This window comes from Pararhizobium sp. DWP1-1-3, from assembly GCF_049896125.1.
Taxonomy (GTDB): Bacteria; Pseudomonadota; Alphaproteobacteria; order Rhizobiales; family Rhizobiaceae; genus Pararhizobium.
On sequence record NZ_JAFCTR010000002.1, the window covers coordinates 395156 to 416259 of the forward strand.

Annotated in this window: 21 protein-coding genes; 10 read left to right on the plus strand and 11 right to left on the minus strand. The window is 61.6% G+C overall.

Annotated elements, in window-relative coordinates; genetic code table 11:
• Positions 1–7: 7 nt before the first annotated feature.
• Positions 8–715 carry a glutathione binding-like protein gene (locus tag ACP7BS_RS06480; RefSeq protein WP_426228956.1) on the minus strand — a complete coding sequence of 236 codons (708 nt, stop codon included), beginning with the start codon at positions 713–715 and terminating at the stop codon, positions 8–10.
• A 174-nt stretch (positions 716–889) separates the two neighbouring features.
• On the opposite strand from ACP7BS_RS06480, the gene ACP7BS_RS06485 reads away from it, so the two are divergent.
• Entirely contained in the window at positions 890–1153 is a 264-nt protein-coding gene (locus tag ACP7BS_RS06485) for a ribbon-helix-helix domain-containing protein (RefSeq protein ID WP_426237053.1), read from the plus strand.
• Positions 1150–1479: a type II toxin-antitoxin system RelE/ParE family toxin gene (locus ACP7BS_RS06490; RefSeq protein WP_426237055.1), complete on the plus strand. Its 330-nt coding sequence runs from the start codon at positions 1150–1152 to the stop codon at positions 1477–1479. The genes ACP7BS_RS06485 and ACP7BS_RS06490 overlap by 4 nt, the downstream gene beginning before the upstream one ends.
• An 18-nt stretch (positions 1480–1497) precedes the next feature.
• Here ACP7BS_RS06490 and hisG read toward each other — a convergent pair whose 3' ends face one another.
• The 4 genes from hisG to ACP7BS_RS06510 form a co-directional block, all read right to left on the minus strand.
• Positions 1498–2196 carry an ATP phosphoribosyltransferase gene (gene hisG / locus ACP7BS_RS06495; RefSeq protein ID WP_426237057.1) on the minus strand — a complete coding sequence of 233 codons (699 nt, stop codon included), beginning with the start codon at positions 2194–2196 and terminating at the stop codon, positions 1498–1500.
• Positions 2193–3332 carry an ATP phosphoribosyltransferase regulatory subunit gene (locus tag ACP7BS_RS06500; protein ID WP_426237059.1) on the minus strand — a complete coding sequence of 380 codons (1140 nt, stop codon included), beginning with the start codon at positions 3330–3332 and terminating at the stop codon, positions 2193–2195. The genes hisG and ACP7BS_RS06500 overlap by 4 nt, the downstream gene beginning before the upstream one ends.
• Positions 3333–3599: 267 nt before the next feature.
• On the minus strand, positions 3600–5177 hold the full coding sequence (hisS, locus tag ACP7BS_RS06505) for a histidine--tRNA ligase (protein WP_426237061.1): 1578 nt from the start codon (positions 5175–5177) through the stop codon (positions 3600–3602).
• 111 nt (positions 5178–5288) lie between these two features.
• Positions 5289–5912, minus strand: a complete 624-nt coding sequence (locus ACP7BS_RS06510) for a helix-turn-helix domain-containing protein (RefSeq protein ID WP_426237063.1) — start codon at positions 5910–5912, stop codon at positions 5289–5291.
• 285 nt (positions 5913–6197) lie between these two features.
• On the opposite strand from ACP7BS_RS06510, the gene ACP7BS_RS06515 reads away from it, so the two are divergent.
• Both ACP7BS_RS06515 and ACP7BS_RS06520 read left to right on the plus strand, forming a co-directional pair.
• On the plus strand, positions 6198–6608 hold the full coding sequence (locus tag ACP7BS_RS06515) for a hypothetical protein (RefSeq protein WP_426237065.1): 411 nt from the start codon (positions 6198–6200) through the stop codon (positions 6606–6608).
• Between the two features lie 133 nt (positions 6609–6741).
• Positions 6742–6957 (plus strand): hypothetical protein, encoded by a 216-nt coding sequence (locus ACP7BS_RS06520; protein ID WP_426125269.1) that lies wholly within the window; start codon positions 6742–6744, stop codon positions 6955–6957.
• A gap of 28 nt (positions 6958–6985) precedes the next feature.
• Here the strand turns inward: ACP7BS_RS06520 and ACP7BS_RS06525 are convergent, their stop codons facing one another.
• A complete protein-coding gene (locus tag ACP7BS_RS06525) occupies positions 6986–7615 on the minus strand; it encodes a DNA-3-methyladenine glycosylase I (protein WP_426237067.1) in 630 nt (209 codons plus the stop codon).
• 294 nt (positions 7616–7909) lie between these two features.
• Between ACP7BS_RS06525 and ACP7BS_RS06530 the strand changes: the two genes are divergently transcribed.
• Positions 7910–8671 (plus strand): L,D-transpeptidase, encoded by a 762-nt coding sequence (locus ACP7BS_RS06530; RefSeq protein WP_426237069.1) that lies wholly within the window; start codon positions 7910–7912, stop codon positions 8669–8671.
• Between the two features lie 167 nt (positions 8672–8838).
• Positions 8839–9528 (plus strand): L,D-transpeptidase, encoded by a 690-nt coding sequence (locus ACP7BS_RS06535; RefSeq protein ID WP_426228967.1) that lies wholly within the window; start codon positions 8839–8841, stop codon positions 9526–9528.
• Between the two features lie 270 nt (positions 9529–9798).
• On the opposite strand, the gene glcF is transcribed toward ACP7BS_RS06535, so the two are convergent.
• From glcF to ACP7BS_RS06550, 3 genes are all read right to left on the minus strand, one after another.
• The gene (gene glcF, locus ACP7BS_RS06540) at positions 9799–11106 is read right to left on the minus strand and encodes a glycolate oxidase subunit GlcF (RefSeq protein WP_426237071.1); all 1308 of its coding nucleotides are present in this window, start codon (positions 11104–11106) and stop codon (positions 9799–9801) included.
• Between the two features lie 205 nt (positions 11107–11311).
• Positions 11312–12514 (minus strand): glycolate oxidase subunit GlcE, encoded by a 1203-nt coding sequence (glcE, locus tag ACP7BS_RS06545; RefSeq protein WP_426237073.1) that lies wholly within the window; start codon positions 12512–12514, stop codon positions 11312–11314.
• The gene (locus ACP7BS_RS06550) at positions 12511–13950 is read right to left on the minus strand and encodes an FAD-binding oxidoreductase (protein ID WP_426237075.1); all 1440 of its coding nucleotides are present in this window, start codon (positions 13948–13950) and stop codon (positions 12511–12513) included. The genes glcE and ACP7BS_RS06550 overlap by 4 nt, the downstream gene beginning before the upstream one ends.
• 117 nt (positions 13951–14067) lie before the next feature.
• On the opposite strand from ACP7BS_RS06550, the gene ACP7BS_RS06555 reads away from it, so the two are divergent.
• Positions 14068–14964: a LysR family transcriptional regulator gene (locus tag ACP7BS_RS06555; RefSeq protein ID WP_426228971.1), complete on the plus strand. Its 897-nt coding sequence runs from the start codon at positions 14068–14070 to the stop codon at positions 14962–14964.
• Here the strand turns inward: ACP7BS_RS06555 and ACP7BS_RS06560 are convergent.
• Entirely contained in the window at positions 14949–16391 is a 1443-nt protein-coding gene (locus tag ACP7BS_RS06560) for a DUF6880 family protein (protein WP_426237076.1), read from the minus strand. The two genes, ACP7BS_RS06555 and ACP7BS_RS06560, sit on opposite strands and share 16 nt — an antisense overlap.
• Before the next feature lie 39 nt (positions 16392–16430).
• The gene (locus tag ACP7BS_RS06565) at positions 16431–17714 is read right to left on the minus strand and encodes a DUF3422 family protein (RefSeq protein ID WP_426237078.1); all 1284 of its coding nucleotides are present in this window, start codon (positions 17712–17714) and stop codon (positions 16431–16433) included.
• A gap of 188 nt (positions 17715–17902) precedes the next feature.
• Here ACP7BS_RS06565 and ACP7BS_RS06570 point away from each other — a divergent pair, with 188 nt between their 5' ends.
• The 3 genes from ACP7BS_RS06570 (at position 17903) to ACP7BS_RS06580 (ending at position 21095) form a co-directional block, all read left to right on the plus strand.
• Positions 17903–18697, plus strand: coding sequence for a FadR/GntR family transcriptional regulator (locus ACP7BS_RS06570; protein ID WP_426237080.1), 795 nt, complete (start codon positions 17903–17905; stop codon positions 18695–18697).
• A gap of 279 nt (positions 18698–18976) precedes the next feature.
• Positions 18977–19483, plus strand: coding sequence for an NUDIX hydrolase (locus ACP7BS_RS06575; RefSeq protein WP_426228975.1), 507 nt, complete (start codon positions 18977–18979; stop codon positions 19481–19483).
• Between the two features lie 106 nt (positions 19484–19589).
• Entirely contained in the window at positions 19590–21095 is a 1506-nt protein-coding gene (locus ACP7BS_RS06580; RefSeq protein WP_426237082.1) for an inorganic phosphate transporter, read from the plus strand.
• Positions 21096–21104: the final 9 nt, after the last annotated feature.

A 21104-nucleotide genomic window follows, 5' to 3' on the forward strand; every position in this document is an offset into this window, starting at 1 on the left:
CGCGCGATCAGTCGCGCTTGGGAATGTCCATGCCCTTCTGTACGGCCGGACGGGCAAGGGCACGATCAACCCAGGCCATGACATTGGGGAACTTGGCATATTCCAGCACATCGGCAGCGCCATAGAATTTGCGGGCGCCCTCGATCCAGGAATAGGTGGTGATATCGGCGATGGTATATTGATCGCCCATCAGCCATTGCCGGCCTTCGAGACGCCCTTCCAGCACGCCAAGAAGCCGCTTGGCCTCATCGCGATAGCGCTCCATCGGATAGGAATTGTTGGCGACCTTGTCGGCGGCGAATTTGAAGAAATGGCCGAACTGACCGAACATCGGCCCGACGCCGCCCATCTGGAACATCACCCATGCCAGCGTCTCGTAGCGTCCGGCCGCATCGGCGGGGATCAGCTTGCCGGTCTTTTCGGCGAGATAGATCAGGATGGCGCCGGACTCGAACAGGCCGATCGGCTTGCCGCCCGGACCATTCGGATCGATGATCGCCGGGATGCGGCCATTGGGATTGAGCGAAAGGAATTCCGGCGTCTTCTGGTCATTTGTACCGAAGGAAATCAGGTGCGGCTCATAGGGCAGCCCGAGTTCCTCAAGCGCGATCGAAACCTTCACACCATTCGGCGTCGGCAGCGAATAGAGCTGAATGATATCCGGGTTTTTAGCGGGCCAGCGGGTGGTGATCGGGAAGGAACTGAGGTCGGCCATAAGGAACTCCTTGAGGTTGGAATTCGAATATAAGACAGTCGTGTCCAGAATGTCAGGGCGCTCAACGGAATTTTTGGGTGCATTTTGAGGCAGGCAACAGAGACAGCCGCCGTACAGATTGCGTCCGGTAGGATTTTATCCTACCCTCCCTTAGACACACTCTGGAGCTGTCTCATGGTAGAGAAACTGAGCATCACGCTTCCTTCCGAAATGGTCGACGCGATCAAGAGCCGCGTCGAAGCCGGTTCCCACGCCTCGACCAGCGAGGTCATCCGCGAAGCGATGCGAACATGGCTACGGCTGGAAGAAGAACATGAAGAGCGGATCGAGGGACTGCGCGCCCGTGTGAAGCATTCACTCGAAGACCCTCGACCGAACTTGACTGGCAAACAGGCGCGGGAACGGCTCGACGCGCTTTATGCGAAACATAACAGTTGATCGCGAAGCAGCGCTTCCCGGTCGAATATCGCGCCGATGCTGTTGAAGATATCGAGTACCTGTTCAGCTATGTCCTGGAAACAAGCTTCGATGCGGTAACGGCCGCCCGGTTCACTGATCGTGTCTTCGAGCGCTGTGAAAAAATTGGTGATGCCCCCTTTGGCGGCGTATCGAGAGATGATCTCGGGCCGGGCATCCGTGTGGTCCCCTTCGAGCGGAAGGCCGTGATCCTCTACATCGTTCGCGATCAAACTGTCTGGATCACCAATGTTTTCTCGGGACGCCGCGATTACGCGGCGCTTCTGCGTCAAACACCAAAGGAATGACGCCATCCGGCCACAAGGCTAGGCGACAGCTCTCTGTACCGCCTCGATAATCTTTGCCACCAGCGGATCGCCCGCGTGCTCGACCTTGCGCGCCCGTACCAGACAGGCCTCAGATCGCAGCATGATGCCATCCGAGAGGATCTTCAGGTGGTTGGCTTTCAGCGTCGAGCCGGTCGAAGTGATATCGACGATGATATCGGCCGAGCCGGAAGCCGGTGCGCCTTCGGTGGCACCAAGGCTTTCGACGATGCGGTAGAGCTGGATGCCGTGCTGGGACGAGAAGAACTGCTGGGTCAGGCGCCAGTATTTGGTGGCGATCGCCAGCCTGCGGCCATGACGGGCGCGAAAATCGGCGGCGACATCGCCAAGGTCGGCCATGGTATCGACGTCGAGCCAGATTTCCGGGACGGCGACGACGACATCGGCATGGCCGAAGCCGAGCCGGGCGCAGAATTCGACGCGGGCATCGGCTTCCGACAGTCCTTCGCGGATCAGGTCTTCGCCGGTGACGCCGAAATCGATCGAGCCTGCGCCGATTTCGCGGGAGATTTCAGACGCCGACAGGAAGGCGATCTCGACATCGTCGAGGCCTTCGACACGGCCGCGATAGGAGCGCTCGTTGCCGACGGCGACGATCTTCAGGCCCGCCTTTTCGAAGATGGCGGAGGCATCGTCCTTCATCCGGCCCTTGGAGGGCAGCGCGATGGTGATGGTCATTGGGCGGCCTCCGCTTTTGGCTTGGCGAGCGCCTGTTCCATCCGGTCGAGCCAGAGTGCGAAGCCGACGGCCGGAATGCGTTGCTTTGCGCCGAGCAGCGTCATCAGCCGGTCGAACCGGCCGCCACCGGCCAACACCGCCGAAGAACCTTCGATGACGATCTCGAAGACCATGCCTGTGTAATAATCGAGCGGGCGGCCGAAGGCGGCGCGGTAAGTGAGCGCCTTGGCATCGACACCGGCAATGCCGAGCGCTGCGACACGCGCGTCAAACCGCGACAGGGCACCGTCAAGCGTCAGTCCGGACTTTTCCGCAAACGCAAAAAGGGCAGCCGGTGCATCGGCAAGCGGCATGTTCAACGACAGGAATTGGCGCAGGACGGAAAGCGTGCGGCCATCGAGCGCGGTCTTTTCCAGCGCCCGCTTTTCCTTCAGCCGGGCAGCAATTTCCGTCGGGCTGCGGCTGGCATTGGTGGAATAGCCGGTGGCCTCCATCGTCTCATCGAGATGGGCAATCAGCGTGGCATCATCGCCGGATGCCAGCAGCGCCTCGATCTCGGCGCTGAGCCCGGTGACCGGCTGCGGGCTGGAGAGCCGCGTCAAAAGGGTGTCGATCTGGGCTGGATTGCCAAACGCGTGGATCAGGCGCTTCTGCCAGCCGGCGGGCAGGCCGCAGGCGGCGACGACGGCTTCGAACACCGACTGATCGCCGAGCGTCACATTGAGCGTCCTGCCCGGCAGGCGTGCGGTGAGAATGGCGATGGCATCGCCGATGGCGCGGGCGTCGGCGCTCGCCACATCGGTTTCGCCGAGGTCCTCGATACCGGCCTGATAGAACTCGTTCGCCCCTTCCCGCCGCTGGCGAAAGATTTCGCCGAGATAGGAATAGCGCTGCGGCGTGCCGGTGGCGGTCTCGATATGGCGCAGGCAGACGGGAATGGTGAATTCCGGGCGCAGGCAGAGGCTCTTGCCCGTCTCGCTCTCGGTCATGAAGATACGGCGGCGCAGGTCTTCGCCGGCCATATCGAGGAACGGCTCGGCCGGCTGGATCACCGGCGTATCGACACGCAGCGTTCCCAACCGCTCGAAATCGGCCAAGAGGTCAGCGGCAAAGGCTGGGAGGTTGATCAGGGGCATGGGACACTCGCAACGCAGGTGGGTGCGGGAATGCCCCTCCCCAACCCTCCCCACAAGGGGGAGGGAGTTAATTTGCCGAACCGGCCGTTTTGCATATCCAAAACTCTGGAAATGACAGTTCGCAAGACGTCACCAAGCTTCGCTCTCGATGACAGCTCACGGTCGGTTGTTGTGGTGACTGATACTGGCCGCGCGCACGAAACCACTCCCTCCCCCTTGTGGGGAGGGTTGGGGAGGGGTCTGATTACCGACACAATCTCAAACATCTTAGCCGCGCGCCCGGTCTTCCGCCTGCTCGGCCAGCATTTCGCGCACCTTGGCGACGAGGTCTGCTTCCGGCACCGAGACCTGCGCCACGCGGGCTTCGCGCCATGCCGTGTTGTCCTCGATCTCGCCGGACAGGCGCTTGCCTTCGATCAGGTCCTTGATCTGCACGACCCCCTGCGCGCGCTCGTCGCCGCCCTGGATGATGGCGAGCGGTGAGCTGCGGCGGTCGGCATATTTCAGCTGGTCGCCAAAGTTCTTCTTGTTGCCCTGGTACATTTCGGCGCGGATGCCGGCATGGCGCAGCGCCTGGGTGAATTGCTGGTACTTGCCGAGGCTTTCAATATCGCGGTCCATGACGCAGACGACGACCGGGGCGACGACTTCGTCCATACCAAGCTTGCCAAGGTTCTTCAGCGCCGTCATCAGGCGCGAGACGCCGATGGAGAAGCCCGTTGCCGGAACCGGCTGGCCCATGAAGCGCGAGACGAGACCATCATACCGGCCACCGCCGCCGACCGAGCCGAACACGACCTTTTCGCCCTTTTCGTTGGTGACGGCGAACTGGAGCTCGGCTTCGAAGACCGGACCGGTGTAATATTCGAGGCCACGGACGACCGAGGGGTCGATTTGTATCCGATCACGACCATACCCAGCTGCGGCGGTCAGCTTTGCAATTATCCGAAGCTCTTCAACACCCTCGGAAAAACGCAGGTTATCATTTGAAAATGACTTAGCAAAACCCTCCACAACTTCTTCGTTGGTTGACGTCGTATTCGCCTCCACCTCGAAGTTATCGGAGCCATCGACCGGCGTATATTGTATCGACTTCCAACCTAGATACTGGAGGACAGAGCTTGTCTGATCTTCATTCAGCCCCGCACCCTTGGTGAAGTCGCCGCTCTCGTCCTTACGGCCCGCTCCGAGCAGCAGCTTGACGCCTTCCGGGCCGAACTTATCGAGCTTGTCGATCGCCCGCAGCACATTCAGCCGCCGTCCAGCATTCTCTTCGCCACCCAGGCCGATGGCCTCGAGCACACCGTCCAGAACCTTGCGGTTGTTGACCCGAATTACATAATCCCCACGCGCAATGCCCAAAGCTTCCATCGTATCGGCCATCATCATGCACATTTCGGCATCCGCCTGGACACCGGCGGCGCCGACCGTATCGGCATCGAACTGCATGAACTGGCGGAAACGGCCGGGACCCGGCTTTTCGTTGCGGAAGACGTAGCCGGCGCGGTAGGTGCGGTAGGGCAGCTGGATATCGTTGAAATTTTCAGCGACATGGCGGGCGAGCGGCGCCGTCAGATCGTAGCGGGCGCTCATCCATTGCTCGTCATCGTCCTGAAGCGAGAAGACGCCCTCGTTCGGGCGGTCGCTGTCGGGCAGGAATTTTCCGAGCGCATCGGTATATTCGAACAAAGGCGTTTCGACTGGGTCGAAGCCATAGCGCTCGTAGACTTCGCGGATCTTTGCGGTCATCTCGTTGACGGCGCGGATGTCGGCGGCAGAGCGATCGACAAAACCGCGCGGCAGCCGGGCTCTCAGCTTCTGTGGCTTCTTCTTTTTGTCGTTCATGGCAGCAACACTTTCAGCGTCGATCGGTCATGCCCGATCCGTCATGGGAATTGGCGCTTTCCCTAGCCGATCAAGGCCATGGCGGCAAGTCTTTGCGCTGCCGGCACCGGCCTAAAGCGGCCGTGACAGCGTATCCCAGCTGTGAACGATCGCGCCCTCTGCCATGGGTGCTTCGGCCGCAGGAATGAGGATCGAATGGGTGTCGCCGCGGATGATGCCCCTCACTTCCGACTGAAAGCTCATTCGCTTGAATTGCACGAAGCCATCGGGAATGCTGGTCAGCGACATGGCCGCCCCGCCGTAGAAATCGATGCTGGCAAGCTCGCCGGATTTGAGGCTCGAAAGGGTTGCCTGATCCTCGATGAAATCGTGATAGAGCCCGGTCATGTAACGGCGGATGCTTTTGCCGACCATCGCCCGCATCAGCGGCGTATCCGTGAATTCCTGCCGCGAGCCGGCGAGATAGCGAATATCTTCGCCCTCCCAGAGATTGCGGCTGTCCTTGGCCGACAGGATGGATTGCAAAAGAACCCTTTCCGTATGTGCGTCAGCACGCCGCAGGAAATCGACGATGGCACCGATGGCGCGCAGGTCCGGCGTGCAGATGCCCCGTTCCCAACGCGAGACGGTCGGCAGCGAAAAGCCCAGTTTCCAGGCAATGTCGCCCTGCGTCAGCCCGGCCTTCAACCGGTAGGCCTGCAATTGCCCGATCAGTTCGCCCCGAATCAGATTCATGCAATGCAACTTTTTGTAAAATCAGGAGTTGTGACGGGAAATTTCAATGCGCCAAAGGAAGAGTCAATGATCAATTGCCACGGTTTCGGCAAAAGCTTTTGTCGACTATTTTTTAAAACCATGAAGACCGATTTCTGCTGACTGCAACGCTGCGGCGAACCATCAGAGACAGCGCTTTTCCGGCTGCCGGTAAAGCGCTTTTTGATGACCGCCCTCAACATGCTGCAGAAAACGTCTCAAACTTGAAAATGCCGCGTACCGGCGGCCATGGAAAAGCGGAACAGCATGCTCAGATTGGTGAAACCCGGCTTCGGCACGATCCTTCCCGAGGACACGCGCGCCCACGAAGAGTGGATCGCCGAACTCACCGGGCATGATTTTGTCATCGAGGGCTGGCACTGCGATCTTTCCACCGGCATATTCCTTGTCGGCGAGATGGCACAGCGTGTTCACGCGCTTGAGCAGAGCCTCTGCGGGTTGCTGGATATCATTCGCGGATACGCGGAAAATCATCGCAAGATCGTCCTGAGCATTCTGGAAGAAGCAACGGCTGCGGCCTCATCCTTCTGTTATTGCACGGATATCACCGATTCTTCCGCTGGCCCGCTCTTCTGCATCGGAACATCGTCGATCGATGCGGAAGCCGCGACCGGCCGCATGCAGGGTATCTTTGCCTTTTCGACGCCGGGGCGCTGACGGAACGGCCACCTTTGAGCCGATCGAGGCGCCGCCGGTGCTTGTCTTCAGCGCCTGCCGGCGGTGCTTTTGACGGATGTTGACCGAACGCCACCTTGGGCACATAATTTCCTCCAGTGCGTGGGAGGACGTCATGAAGGTATTCAAGAATATCGCAGGCATCGTCATCATCTTGCTCGGCGGCCTGTGGATGCTGCAAGGCTCCAACATCATTCCCGGCATGGCCATGTCGGGCAACAGGGAATGGCTGGTGATCGGCGCCATGCTGGTGATCTTCGCCATCGGGCTGCTCTACCAGAACAACCGCCCCACCACCCGGCTGCACGGCATGCCCGACGATCTCTTTTAGGCCTCTGCCACCCGTCGGGATGCAATGTCTAGGGCCGCGCGAACGCGCTCCGCAGGTCTTCGATCCGGCTGCGGCAGTAGCAGCCTTCGATATGATCGTTGACCAGGCCCATCGCCTGCATGAAGGCGTAGACCGTGGTCGGGCCGACAAAGGTCCAGCCGCGCTTTTTCAAGTCCTTGGAAATGAGCGTCGAGGTCGACGTCGTGGGGTTGGCGGCGATCGCCTCCCAGGTGACCACCTTCGGCCGCTCGTTGCCGCCCGGCTCATGGCTCCAGAAATAGCGCGCCAGCGAACCAAACTCGGCCTTCAGTTCCTGCGCCCGTTTGGCATTGTTGATCGTCGAAACGATCTTGCCGCGATGGCGCACGATGCCGGCGTCGCCCAGGCAACGGACGATATCCTCATCGCCGAAGGTCGCCACCACATCGAAATCGAAACCGGCAAAGGCAGCGCGAAAGGCCTCGCGCTTGCGCAGGATGGTCAGCCATGAGAGGCCGGACTGAAAGCCTTCCAGGCAGATCTTTTCGAACAGCCGGATATCATCGGCCATCGGCTTGCCCCACTCGTCGTCATGGTAGCGCTGATAATCCGCCAGATTGGCATGCCAGGCGCAGCGGTCGATACCGTCCTCCCCGGTGATGATGCCCTTTGCAGTCACGCGATTCTCCCTGAATTGTTTCAACTTCCACGGCGACCGTTGCCTGTCATGAACGCGCCACGCTGCCGTTTACCGATTGCCAACCATAGTCCTAAAGCCTCCGATAACCCTACCCAAAGCTTTATCCGGGCGAAGGGGTTTTAATGAACCGGCATTTACCATTCGGTTGCTGCCGGGTGCCACGATCTTTCCATTCCGCCAATCCTTTAATTGGCGTCCGTACCGCTCGTCATCCGCTGAGCCGCGGACGGCGAAGCTATGACAGATCCCGGCGAAAGGTAGTGAGCCCGTCCGATGCTGAAGAAAACCCTGATCCTTGCCACATCCCTGCTCGTTGCGCTGACCAGTCTTGCCGAGGCGCAGGACCGGTACCAGAACCGGCCGCCTGTTGTCATCAGCCCGGACCTGACCGCGCCCTGGGTAACCCAACTCGGCGGCACACCGGAGCGCGTCGTCTATCGTCAGCAGCGGCCTATCGCGGTTCAGCAGCCGGGCGCCACCCGAAAACAGTATCTGTTCCAGCAGCGCGTCCAGCGCTCCGGCGCCAGTATTGCCCAACCGGTGGCGATGACGCGCGCCCAGAGGCCGGCCCGGCAACTGGACCCGCAGTTCCTGCCGCAGACCGTTGCCTATGACAGCAAGGAAAAGGCCGGCACGATCATCATCGATACCAACAACCGGTTCCTCTATCTTGTCACCGGCAACGGCGCGGCGCGGCGCTACGGCGTCGGCGTTGGCAAGCCGGGCTTCGAATGGGCCGGCGCCCACAAGGTGACCCGCAAGGCCGAATGGCCCAACTGGACGCCGCCTGCCGAAATGCGCGCCCGCGAGGCGGCCAAGGGGCACTTTCTGCCGGTCAGCATGAGTGGCGGCCCGGAAAATCCGCTTGGCGCACGGGCCATGTATCTCGGCTCGACGCTCTACCGCATCCACGGCACCAACGCGCCCTGGACGATCGGTTACGCGGTTTCGTCGGGCTGCATCCGCATGCGCAATGAAGACGTCAGCGATCTCTACGAACGCGTGAAGGTCGGAACCAAGGTCATCGTCATCTAAGCCGCCGCTTACCCGCCGAAGGGCCGCACCGTGGCCTTTCGGCAACAGCGGCGCCTTGGGTTGCAGCCCGATCGATCACATTTGCCCTAACCAGAACCCATAAGACTTGCGTAAAACGCGATATTGAATAGCGTTTCGCAACTTGGGACTGGATGAGGGAACTGCCTATGAAATATGTCTTGCAGACAATGGCCGCGATTGGATTCGCCGCTGCTGTTACGTTTAGCGCCTCAAGCGCCTCGGCTTTCATGCCGGGCGAACCCGGCGCAAAGGCCAATTCCGACGTCACGCTGGTGGCAACGGAGCGGAAGCCGGCGCAAAAGTTCTGGCGCACCAAGGTTCGGCTGAGCACGGATGAAGCACCGGGCACCATCATCGTCGATACCAACAACAAATATCTCTATTATATCGAAGGCCCGAACCGGGCGACCCGCTACGGCATCGGCGTCGGCCGCGAAGGCTTTGGCTGGTCGGGCGTCGTCAAGGTGCAGCGCAAGGCCGAATGGCCGGGCTGGACACCACCGAAGGAAATGATCGCCCGCGAGCGCAAGAAGGGGCATATCCTTCCGGCCTTCCAGGAAGGCGGCATCGACAATCCGCTCGGCGCCCGCGCGCTCTATCTCTACAAGGGCGGCAACGATTCCGGCTTCCGCATCCATGGCACCAACCAGCCCTGGACGATCGGCCTCAATATGTCGTCCGGCTGCATCCGCATGATGAACAAGGATGTCGAGCACCTCTACGAACGCGCCTCGATCGGCACCAAGGTCATCGTCGTCGGCCCCGGCAACAAGCAGGGCAATGTCTCCTACAATGACCGTGGCGTCGACCTCCTGCGGACGATCTTCGGCGGCTGAGGGTCTATCTCCCTCTTCTCCCCTGCGAGGAGAAGTGCCTGATGTAGCGAGGCGATGATGGGGTGCTTCGGCAAAACCGGGGCGTACCGCCCCCTCATCCGGGCCTGCGGGCCACCTTCTCCCCGACGGGGAGAAGAGGGATTTTTACCTCCCCCTTGAGGGGGGAGGTCGCGGCGCAGCCGCGGGTGGGGGTGACCCACCGCAAACACCACAATCCATTGTGCATGCCGCAGATCACCCCACCCCGGCGCTTTGCGCCGACCCTCCCCCTCAAGGGGAGGGTGGAATGCCGGCGGGCTGCTCGCCGCCATAGGCCCAGTCCAGCAATTCGACCGTGTGCAGGATCGGCATGGATGTGCCGGTGGCGATCTGGGTGATGCAGCCGATATTGCCGGTGGCGATGATGTCGGCCTTGGTCGCCTCGATATTCTTCACCTTGCGCGCTTTGAGCGTCGCCGAAATTTCCGGCTGCAGGATGTTGTAGGTACCGGCCGAGCCGCAACAGAGATGGCCTTCGGCCGGATCGCGGACGGTGAAGCCGGCATTGCGCAGCAACAGTTTCGGCGCCAGGGTGATCTTCTGGCCGTGCTGCATCGAGCAGGCCGAATGATAGGCGACGATCAGGTTTTTTGGCTCCTGGCGAGGCAGATCGAGCGTCGCCAGATATTCGGTAATGTCCTTGGCCAGAGCCGAGACACGCGCAGCCTTTTGCGCATAGGCCGGATCGAGCCTGAGCATATGGCCGTAATCCTTGATAGTGGTGCCACAGCCCGACGCGGTGATGATGATGGCATCGAGCCCGCCCGTGTCCGCAGCCTTCACCCAGACATCGACATTGCGGCGGGCAGCCGCAAGCGCCTGTTCCTCGCGGCCCATGTGGTGCACCAGCGCGCCGCAACAGCCCTCGCCTTCCGGCACCACGACCTCGACGCCGAGCCGCGTCAACAGCCGGATGGTCGCCTCGTTGATCCCCGGTTTCAGCACCGGCTGGGCGCAGCCGGTGAGAATGGCGACCCGGCCGCGTTTTTCGGTTTGCGCAGCGCGGATGCCGGGCACGGATGCTGCGGATGCCGGGGCTATGTCTGAGGGTGCAAGGTCCAGCATGACGCCGAAGGTCTTCAAAAACGGCACCCGCTTCATCGCCGCCGCGAGCGGCTGACCAAGCCGGGCCGCCTTCAGCGCCAGCCGGAACCGGCCGGGATAGGGCAATACAGCCGCCAGCACGCTGCGCACCAGCCTGTCCTTCAAGGGGCGCTTGTAGGTCTGCTCGATATGGACGCGGGCGTGATCGACCAGGTGCATATAGTTGACGCCGGACGGACAGGTGGTCATGCAGGCCAGGCAGGACAGGCAGCGGTCGATATGGGTGACCACTTCCTCATCCGCCGGACGGCCGTTTTCCAGCATGTCCTTGATCAGATAAATCCGCCCGCGCGGGCTGTCGAGCTCGTTGCCGAGCGTCACATAGGTGGGACAGGTGGCGGTGCAGAAGCCGCAATGTACGCATTTGCGCAGGATCCCCTCGGATTCGGCCACATGCGGATCGGTGAGCTGATCGGGGGTGAAGTTGGTCTGCATCAGGTGGCATTCCCCATGTCTGGCCCCTTATCCGGGGACGCATGCCCCCCTCTGTCACTCCGTGACATCTCCCCCTCAAGGGGGGAGATCATTCTTTTCCCAAGTTGGCCTTTTGGTAAGGCGGGCTTGGGGCTGGCGAGCAATCTCCCCCCTTGAGGGGGAGATGTCCCGGAGGGACAGAGGGGGGTGGGCCGCATGCGCATCATCACCCCATCTTCCCCGGATTGAATATCCCTCTGGGATCGAATTTTTCCTTGATCCGCGCCGACAGTGCCGCCACGAAAGCAGGCTCCGGCTCGAAGGCCGGGGTAACCGCGCGAACCGCATCGGATGCCCGCACCAATGTTGCATGGCCGCCACCAATGCCCTTGATAAACCGGCGCAGCATGTCAGCTTCGGCATCGGCTTCCATGCGCAGCCAGACGACGCCGCCCTGCCAGTCATAAAAGGCGTCGACGCCGGTTTGCAGCCGCAGGGCGGCGACCAGCTGATGACCGGCGGTTGGGGCGACGGAGACGCGCCAGAGCGGTTTTTGCGTGCCGTCGGCATAGGGTTTGACATCGCGGATATCCCGCCAGAGCTTTTCCGTCGCCTCGTGATCAAGCACCGTCGCGGGCGCGACCTGGGCAAAGGCGGCTTTCAGTTTTTCCGCCCGGACAGAAACCGAGGCCGGCAGGCCTTCCAGGCGCAGGACGGTCGCGGCGCCCTCCGGATGGCTGCTGCCGATGAAGCGGTATCGCACGCTTTCGGTCAGATGGGCGGCACCCGACACTTCGACCGGCATGGACAGCGCATGCGCCATGGCAGCGGCGGCCTGCGCATCGTCGAGGCCGAACGCCACGATGGTTGCGGCGGCAGGTGGCAGAGGCAGGACCTTGAAGGTGACTTCAGTCAACAGCCCCAGCGTGCCATGCGAGCCGCAGAGCAGCTTGACCAGATCGAGGCCGGTGACGTTTTTCATCACCCGGCCACCGGATTTGATCGCTTCGCCCGCGCCGTTGACGAAACGGATGCCAAGCAGGTGATCGCGGGCGGCACCGGCGGTGATGCGGCGCGGGCCGGAGACGTTGGCGGCAAACACACCGCCGATGGTCGGCTCGCCGCTGGTACCCATGACGCCGCGATGATCCATCGGCTCGAAGGCGAGCATCTGCCGATCGCCGAAAAGTGCTGCCTCGATCTCGGCCATCGGCGTTCCCGCCTTGGCGCTCATCGTCATTTCGGCCGGATTGTAGCTGACGATGCCGGACAGTTTTCGCGCCGAGAGCACCTGTTCTGCCCGGACGCGGTTTCCAAAGCCCGAGCGTGTACCGCCGCCGGTGATCGCCAGCGGCATTCCCGCTCCCGCAGCCTGCCGGATGATATCGGCGGCTTCCATCTCCGATGTCGGTTCGAAGTCCATGCTCATGCGATTGGGCGTCCTTCCAGCGGAAAGACTTTTGAGGGGTTCATGATCCATTGCGGATCGAAGGCGGCGCGCGCGGCCATCTGCTGGTTCAGATCGATCTGGGTGAACTGGTGCAGCATCAGGTCGCGTTTCTCGATGCCGACGCCATGCTCGCCCGTCAGGCAGCCGCCGGCATCGACGCAGAGCCTCAGAATATCGTTGCCTGCGGCTTCGGCGCGGGCGGCGTCTTCCGGATCGTTGATATTGTAGAGGATCAGCGGATGCATGTTGCCGTCTCCGGCGTGGAAGACGTTGGCGACGCGCAGGCCGTAGCCGTCGATGATCTCGGCGGTTTTCTTCAGCACATAGGAAAGCTGGCTGAGCGGCACGGTTCCATCCATGCAGATATAGTCGGCGATACGGCCAGTGGCGCCAAAGGCGGATTTGCGGCCTTTCCAGATCAAGGCCGCTTCCGTTGCCGACTGGCTTTCGCGGATGGTGGCGACGCCATGACGGCGGGCGATGTCGATGATGCTGGCGAGCATCGCCTCCATCTCGGCTTCCGATCCCTCGACTTCGACGATCAGCAGCGCCTCGACATCCATCGGATATCCGGCCTGCGCGAACGCCTCGCAAATGCCGATGGCCGGCTTGTCCATGAATTCGATGGCAACAGGAATGATACCCGACCCGATGACCTCGGCGACACAAGTCCCAGCCTCCTCCGACGACATGAAGCCGAACAGCACCGGCCGCGTCCCTTCCGGCTTGGCCAGCAACCGGACCGTCGCCTCGGTGACGATGCCGAGCTGGCCCTCCGAACCGCAGACGAGGCCGAGCAGGTCATAGCCCGGCGCATCCAGCGCCTTGCCGCCGAGCTCGATCACCGTGCCGTCGAACAGCACCATCTTGACGCCCAGAAGATTGTTGGTGGTGACGCCATATTTCAGGCAATGGGCGCCGCCGGAATTCATGCCGATATTGCCGCCGATGGTGCAGGCAAGCTGCGAACTCGGGTCCGGCGCATAAAAGAAGCCATCGGCGGAGACCGCTTCGGAAATGTTGATATTGGTGACACCCGCCTGCACCGTGGCGGAGCGGTTGGCAAAATCGATATCGAGGATGCGCGACATTTTTGACAAGCCGATCACCACCGCGTCGGCTTGCGGAATGGCTCCGCCCGACAAGGACGTGCCTGCCCCGCGCGGCACGACGGGAATGCCGTAGCGGCTGCAATATTTCAACACGGCCGCCACCTGCGCCGTGGTTTCAGGCAGAGCGACGGCCAGGGGCACCTGGCGATAGGCGATGAAGGCATCCGTCTCGAACGGGACAAGCCCGCGTTTCTCGCTGATCAGGCAGCCGGCGGGCAGGATATCGGCGAGGTCCTCGACGATCTGATGGCGGCGCGCGAGCACGGATGGTTTCGGCTCCAGAAAGGCAATCGTTTCCGGCATATCGGCCTCCCGGCGTAGTCGTCCTGCGGCATGATTGGTATTTTTTCTTTACCACTTTCACCATGACGCAGCAAATGCTAATCAGTTTTTCTATTTTCGAAACAATGGTCAAGATTGATGACAAATCTGGGCGATCTTGAGGTGTTCACGCGTGTCGTATCCACCGGCAGTATGTCGGCGGCGGGGCGGGCATTGGGTTTTTCCCCAGCTGTTATTTCCAAACGCATCAAACGGCTGGAAGACCGGCTCGGCACGCGGCTGTTTCAGCGGACCACCCGGCAGATATCGCTCACCGAAGCCGGACAGGGATTTTACGACCGGGTGCTGGGGATCATGGCCGGCATCGAGGAAGCCGAGGCCTTTGCTTCCGGCCGCTCCGGCCAGCCGCAGGGCACGTTGCGCATCACCGCCCCCACCTCCTTTGGCCGCATGCATGTGGCGCCGCATCTCGCCCGCTTCATCGAGGCGCATCCCGATCTCATTTTGAATATCGTGCTCTCCGATGAATTCACCGACATCGTCGCCGAGGGGTTCGACCTTGCCATCCGCATCGGCGAACTCAGCGATTCGACGCTGGTGGCGCGCAAGCTGGTGCCGGTGCGGCGTATCCTCTGCGCTGCCCCCACCTATCTCGCGCGCTACGGCGTGCCGGACACGATCGACGATCTCGGCGAGCATATCTGCCTGCGCCAGCACAATCACGACACCTGGAAGCTGGAAAGCGAGGCGGGTTCGATGAGCTTCAAGCCGCAGGGCCGGCTGATCACCAATTCATCGGAAGTGGTGCGCGAAGCCGTGCTTTCAGGCGCCGGCATCGCATTGCGCTCGACCTGGGATATCGGCAGCGACCTGAAATCAGGAAAGCTGGTGCAGGTCCTGCCCGCCTGGGAAGGCTCCCGCAATCTGTTCGTCTCGGCGCTTTATCCCAGCCGCCAGTTTCTGCCAGCCAAGGTGCGGCTGTTCATCGATTATCTGGCTGGGCTTTACGGACCCGATCCCTACTGGGAACGATAGGTTTCCGGTGGAATGCGGTCCCAGAAACCATGCCTGCGGATATGGTGCCTGCGCAGATCCGCGACATAATCGGCATGCGACATCAAACCGTCATTGCCGCCGGGGCGTTTGGCCAGCGCCGCAAGCCGTGCAAGATAATCGGCGCCGTATCCATAGGCCTCCGACAGGCCCCGGCCGATGATGCGATCAAGCAGGGCACGGTAGAGCGCGGTAGCCGCTGCCGGATAGTCGCCAGCCTCGAAAGCCTCGGCGGCAGGCAGAAGAAACTCGTAGAATTCGCCCTCCCAGACACCCCAGCGGGCAACGACATAGCGCGCAGCCAGATCGAGCCTCCCCCAGGCCAGATAGAAACGCAACGCGGCATGCGGTTCGCGGTGATGCTCGACGAAAGCGAAGGCCTTATCCAGCGCCTCGAATTCCTCGAAATCACCGGCCTTGGCGATATATTCGCGCAAGATCCCGGCATCGAGCCCTTGTTCGAAAATCTTCCAGCGCACGGCTTGCGAAGCGCCACGGTCCTTCATCCCATCGAGAATGGCGGCCTCGATCCTGTCCTTGTCCGGCAATGGTTTTAGCCCGCCGGTGAGGATATCGACACGGCGGGCAAAGCCGATACGCGACTTGCGGGGCTTGCGCACCCAGATCAGTGCTTCGGCGTTGCGCCCGGCCGTATGGAGCCGCTCGGCGACCACGACCGGTTCGCGCAACGCCTCGGGCAGGCTCTCCTCGATCGCCACATAGGCATCGAGATCGCTGCGGGCATCGGCAATGGCGCGGCGCACATGGACGATGGCCGGCAGAATGGTGGTTCCGGCCGGTATCTTCGTGGCCGCAGCCAGGGTTTCGTCCCAGGCTTTCAGGACGCTGGGCGACAGCGCAGCCGCAATCCGCACCGCCAGCAACGTCTTGACGCCGTGATAGTCCATGCCCTGCAGGCCGGGCGTCAGCAAGGGCGGGATACGCGCCTGCTGATCGACGGGCACGAGCGGTGCCAAACGCCCGGCCGCCTCGCAGGCCTGGACATAGATGTTGGCGATGCGGCCGCTGGAATCGTTGACGCGCTCGGAGATCCCCTCATAGCCGAAGACGAAACGGATCAGCCTTTCCAGCGCCATGCCGGGATCGACGGCGCCGAACTCCTTGACGATGCTGGCCGCAATGCTGTCGAGGTCGTTGCCGAAGGCACGTTCCTTCTGCCAGCGGATGCGCGTGCCCGATTTTTCGAGCGCCGTCAGGCGGCTGTCGATCAGCTTGGCCACGCCAGCGGCACCGCTGATGCCGGCAAGCGCCGCGCTCAGCCGTTTCTTGAAGGATGTGTTGAGGGCCGCCTCATCCAGCGCGATCTCGATCAGCCGTTCCAGACCGAGCGCCGTCAGGCCATCCCGGTCAAGTTTTGCCTTCTTCGCCGCTTTTACCGCTTTTGCCATGGTGTCGCCGGGTCGATTCGTTTCGAATATCCCCAAGGCTTAAAGACTTTCGCGGTCCTCGTCAGCATGGTGCTTGCGGATGCGCCTGACGACCAGCCACATGGCGAGAACGGCGACCGGCACGAAGAAGCCGGTCAGCACGCTCGACTTGATCGGAATGCCCTCGCTTTCCAGAGCCTTGGCGATATAACCGAACAGGCCGACGACATAATAGGAGATCGCGGCAACCGAGAGGCCTTCGACCGTCTGCTGCAGGCGCAGCTGCAGCTTGGCACGGCGGTCCATCGAATTGAGCAGCACGCTGTTTTGGCGCTCAAGCTCGACATCCACCCAGCTTCTGAGAAGCGCCGTAGCACGGGTGAGTTTTCGCGATAGGTTGGCCTGGCGCTCTTCCACCGACTGGCAGGTGCGCATAGCCGGGGCGAGCCGCCGCTCCAGGAAGGTTCCGAGCGTTTCATAGCCCGGCACGCCGGTTTCGATCAGCGAGCGGATGCGCTCCTGAACGATGCCGTAATAGGCGCGGCTGGCGCCGAAACGATAGAGGCTCAGCGCCGCTCCGGCTTCGAGTTCGGCGGCCAGAAGGGTGATTTCGGCCAGCATCTCGTCGGCCTTTTCGCGGGCGCTGGTGCGCATCCGCTGGGTGACGCCGGTCAGCCCGTCCTCGATCCGGCGGATATCCGGCGAGAGCGATTGCGCCAGCGGCAGGCCGAGCATCGCCAGCGTGCGATAGGTTTCGATATCGAGCAGCCGCTGGACGAGCGCACCGGTTCCGGCCTCGGTCATGCCGCGGTCGATGACGAGGATCTGCGTCAGGCCGTCGCCGTTCTGGCGAAAATCGGTCAGCACCACCGACTGGCCGTTCTTGATATCGCTGTAACAGAGGCTGGTCGGATCGAACGCGCTCATCGCCGCGCGCGTTTCCTCCGAATCCGGGCGGATTTCCAGCCGTATGCCGGAGATCAGCGTTCCCGGCGGCGAAAAGCCATCGCCGAAGGGATGGGTGGTGACATCGCCGCCAAACTGGTCGGGAATGACGCCGTCCCAGAAATAGGTCGAGAATTCGGTGTGGCGTTCCCAGCGTAGCGTGCCCTGCCCCCAGGACAGCGCATGATGGCTGGCCTCGCGGCTGGGTGGCGAGACGCCCCGGGCGCGCGACAGTTCGGAAAGAACCGCGTGATCGACGGCAGCCCCGCCATCGGTCATGAAGGCGAGCTGGAAAATGACGCGCGGCGACGTCACCAGCGCATATGGACGCGCATGGATCTCGCCCAGCGCCTGGGCGCGGGCCGGAGCCGATGGAAATGCGAAACTGCGTTTGGCCATGAAGCGTTTTCCCCTCTCACGCATCAATCAGAACTGTCTTATCAACAGGATGAGCAAAAGGGAAAGGACGCTTTGACGCAGGCCTGCGTTTGTTTCGGCCCAGGCTTAAATTGGTTGACTTTATAAAGTGGCTAAAGAAATTGACCACTTTCAACGGGGTGACTAAGTTGGCATCAAGGAGAGCTGCCGTGACAGACGACACCATCGATGCCTTTGCCCGCATCCCGCACAGCCGGACCTCCGGCGAAATCATCCAGCAGATCGAACTCCTGATCCTCGAAGGCGTTCTGCGCGACAGCGAACGGCTGCCGAGCGAACGGGACCTGTCGCGCCGTTTCGACGTTTCGCGGCCGATCCTGCGCGAGGCGCTGAAGGAGCTGGAGGCACGTGGGCTGCTGGTCAGCCATCACGGCGGCGGCACGTTTGTCGCCGATGTCATCGGCCAGGTGTTTTCCAAGCCGGTGATCGACCTGATCTCGCGCCACCAGAAGGCGACCCAGGATTATCTCGAATATCGCCGCGAACTGGAGGGCATGACGGCGGAGCTGGCCGCACGCCGCGCCACCCGTTTCGACCGGGACATGCTGACGCGCATCATGGACGAGATGCGGGCGGCGCATCTGTCCGGCTCGGCCGAGGGCGGGCTGAAGACCGATGTCGAACTGCACAGCGCCATCGGCGAATGCGCCCATAACATCATCCTGTTGCACACTCTGCGCGCCTGTTACCGGCTTTTGAGCGGCGGCATCTTCTTCAGCCGCGAGGTGCTGTTTGCAGCACCGGGTGCCGGCGACATGCTGCTTGCCCAGCACGAGGCGATCTATGAGGCGATCATGGCGGGAAACCCGGCGCAGGCGCGTGAAGCCGCCCAAACCCATATCGACTTCATCATCACCGCCACACGGGATGCCGAACGCTCCGGCGAATGGGCCCGCATATCGCAGCTGAGAATGCAGCAGCGCGACAGGCAGGCTGGCGTCTGAGCGTTATCGGCGGCGGAGAAAAGACATGCCCCCGGACAAATAGGCGCTCTTGTCTCGCCAATGCCGCAAACATGCTCTATAAAGCCGCTACAGGCACATTTTTCTGGCGCAATCTCATTAAATTGCCCGTCTTTCGCGTTGCTGCGCCCTTCATACGGTACGCCGCGATAACTATATGTGCTTCACCAAATCTGCGCGTTTACAGGCCGCATAAAGCGAGCATATTTAAGCGATATTGCAGGCTGAAAATGATTCGTTTTTTGAAAGGATGCCCCGACGTTGAATATTCTGAATCGCATTGTCACTGACGTACGCCTGATGTTCCGCCGTCCGGTGCGAATGCAGTGTGCTGCTCTCTGCTACCGGTTCAAGAAGAAAAGCGCGGCACCCGAGATGCTTCTGATCACCAGCCGCGACACCGGCCGCTGGGTCATCCCCAAGGGCTGGCCGATGGAAGGCAAGATGTGCCATCAGGCTGCCGAACGCGAGGCGTATGAAGAAGCCGGCGTCAAGGGTGAAACCGGCGCCGAACGGATCGGCTTCTATATGTACGACAAGGGCATGGATCAGGGGCTGAAGGTGCAGTGCATGGTTCAGGTCTATCCGCTGGTCGTTCTGGATATGCTCAAAAGCTTTCCGGAAAAAGGCAGCCGGAAGATGGAATGGGTGAGCTTTCAGGAAGGTGCCAAGCGGGTGGCCGAACCGATGCTCAAGGATCTCATCCTGAGCTTCGAACAGCGGCTGCTTGGCACGATGAACCCGGCTCAGAAGGCCGTGACGCGATAAACGCTGATATAAATGGATAGAACGACGCGAGGCTTCCCCGATCCTGCGGCGCCGGCCGGTGCTTACCCAAATCTCAGGGTTGGCAGACTGAATTGGAGAACAGACGGTGACAAAACCGCGCCCGAGCCTCGAAAAGCCGACCCTCGACAAATACCTGGACAAGGTGACCCTGACGGAGGAAGCAACGCACCATGTGTTGCGGCCGTGGGCCGGTGTCGGCCTCGGGCTTTTGTTCATGCTGGTCAGCGTGATTTTTGCGGCTGTCTATGTCTCCGAAGAGCCCAAGTATCTGATCATTCTCGCCGCCGCAGCCGTGGCCGGCTACATGGCGATGAACATCGGCGCCAATGACGTGACCAACAATGTCGGCGCTGCCGTGGGATCCAAGGCGATCACCATGACCACGGCGTTGATCATTGCCGCCGTCTTCGAGATCGCCGGCGCCGTGTTTGCCGGGGGACGCGTCGTTTCGACGATCGAGGCGGGCATTGTCGATGCGGCCCAGATGCCTTCCGGCGAGGCCTTCGTCTGGGTGATGATGGCCGCCCTGATTTCGGCCGCGGTATGGATCAACATCGCCACCTGGTCTGGCGCACCGATTTCGACCACCCACTCGATCGTCGGCGGCATTCTCGGATCCGGCGTTGCGGCGGCCGGATTTTCCTCGATCCACTGGGGATCGCTTGCGGGCATAACGGCGAGTTGGACGGTGTCGCCTCTGCTCGGCGGCGGCATAGCCGCGCTGCTTCTGGCTTTCATCAAGACCTTCATCATCTACCGTGAAGACAAGATCAAGGCGGCAGTCTTCTGGACGCCGATCCTGCTCGCCGTCATGACGGGATCGTTCGCCACCTATTTCGCCGTGATCGGCATCGAGAAAGTGGCTCATATCGGCATGACCCGGGGTATCCTGATCGGGCTGGCGGTGGCGGTGATGACCATTATCGCCGCCAAGCCCTGGATCGTGCGCCAGGCCCAGGGGCTCGACAACCGCAACCAGTCGCTGCGCAAGCTGTTTCAGATGCCGCTGATCCTGTCGGCAGCACTGCTCTCGTTTGCCCACGGCGCCAATGACGTGTCGAATGCAGTAGGCCCGCTTGCGGCGATCGTTGCCAACGTCAACGGCCTTGCGATCGCGCAAACGACCTATGTGCCGCTTTGGGTGATGCTGATCGGGGCCTTCGGCATTTCCTGCGGCCTGCTTTTGTTCGGCCCCAAACTCATCCGCGTCGTCGGTGAGGAGATCACCAAGCTCAATCCGATGCGCGCCTATTGCGTGGCCCTGGCAACGGCGATCACCGTCATCATCGCCACCTCGCTCGGCCTGCCCGTCTCGACCACGCACACCGCCGTCGGCGCTGTCTTCGGCATCGGCTTCTTTCGCGAATGGTACACCCGCAACTCGAAGCGGCGGCTGGAATATGTGCGTCAGAAAACCGGGCATCTGGACTTCGAACGGCGCGTCCAGCACAGTCCGGAAGAATCGCACCGGCGCCGACTGGTGCGGCGGTCGCATTTCATGACAATCATCGCCGCCTGGGTTATCACCGTTCCCATCTCCGCACTGTTGTCGGCGGCGGTCTACATGGTTTTCGCGGTACTCTTCATCTAAGGACTGATC

Excerpts from the sequence above, each read along its gene's own strand:
- ACP7BS_RS06480 (WP_426228956.1), bottom strand. The coding sequence starts at position 715 with ATGGCCGACCTCAGTTCCTTCCCGATCACCACCCGCTGGCCCGCTAAA.
- ACP7BS_RS06485 (WP_426237053.1), top strand. The coding sequence starts at position 890 with ATGGTAGAGAAACTGAGCATCACGCTTCCTTCCGAAATGGTCGACGCG.
- hisG (WP_426237057.1), bottom strand. The coding sequence starts at position 2,196 with ATGACCATCACCATCGCGCTGCCCTCCAAGGGCCGGATGAAGGACGAT.
- ACP7BS_RS06500 (WP_426237059.1), bottom strand. The coding sequence starts at position 3,332 with ATGCCCCTGATCAACCTCCCAGCCTTTGCCGCTGACCTCTTGGCCGAT.
- hisS (WP_426237061.1), bottom strand. The coding sequence starts at position 5,177 with ATGAACGACAAAAAGAAGAAGCCACAGAAGCTGAGAGCCCGGCTGCCG.
- ACP7BS_RS06510 (WP_426237063.1), bottom strand. The coding sequence starts at position 5,912 with ATGAATCTGATTCGGGGCGAACTGATCGGGCAATTGCAGGCCTACCGG.
- ACP7BS_RS06515 (WP_426237065.1), top strand. The coding sequence starts at position 6,198 with ATGCTCAGATTGGTGAAACCCGGCTTCGGCACGATCCTTCCCGAGGAC.
- ACP7BS_RS06520 (WP_426125269.1), top strand. The coding sequence starts at position 6,742 with ATGAAGGTATTCAAGAATATCGCAGGCATCGTCATCATCTTGCTCGGC.
- ACP7BS_RS06530 (WP_426237069.1), top strand. The coding sequence starts at position 7,910 with ATGCTGAAGAAAACCCTGATCCTTGCCACATCCCTGCTCGTTGCGCTG.
- ACP7BS_RS06535 (WP_426228967.1), top strand. The coding sequence starts at position 8,839 with ATGAAATATGTCTTGCAGACAATGGCCGCGATTGGATTCGCCGCTGCT.
- glcF (WP_426237071.1), bottom strand. The coding sequence starts at position 11,106 with ATGCAGACCAACTTCACCCCCGATCAGCTCACCGATCCGCATGTGGCC.
- glcE (WP_426237073.1), bottom strand. The coding sequence starts at position 12,514 with ATGAGCATGGACTTCGAACCGACATCGGAGATGGAAGCCGCCGATATC.
- ACP7BS_RS06550 (WP_426237075.1), bottom strand. The coding sequence starts at position 13,950 with ATGCCGGAAACGATTGCCTTTCTGGAGCCGAAACCATCCGTGCTCGCG.
- ACP7BS_RS06555 (WP_426228971.1), top strand. The coding sequence starts at position 14,068 with ATGACAAATCTGGGCGATCTTGAGGTGTTCACGCGTGTCGTATCCACC.
- ACP7BS_RS06560 (WP_426237076.1), bottom strand. The coding sequence starts at position 16,391 with ATGGCAAAAGCGGTAAAAGCGGCGAAGAAGGCAAAACTTGACCGGGAT.
- ACP7BS_RS06565 (WP_426237078.1), bottom strand. The coding sequence starts at position 17,714 with ATGGCCAAACGCAGTTTCGCATTTCCATCGGCTCCGGCCCGCGCCCAG.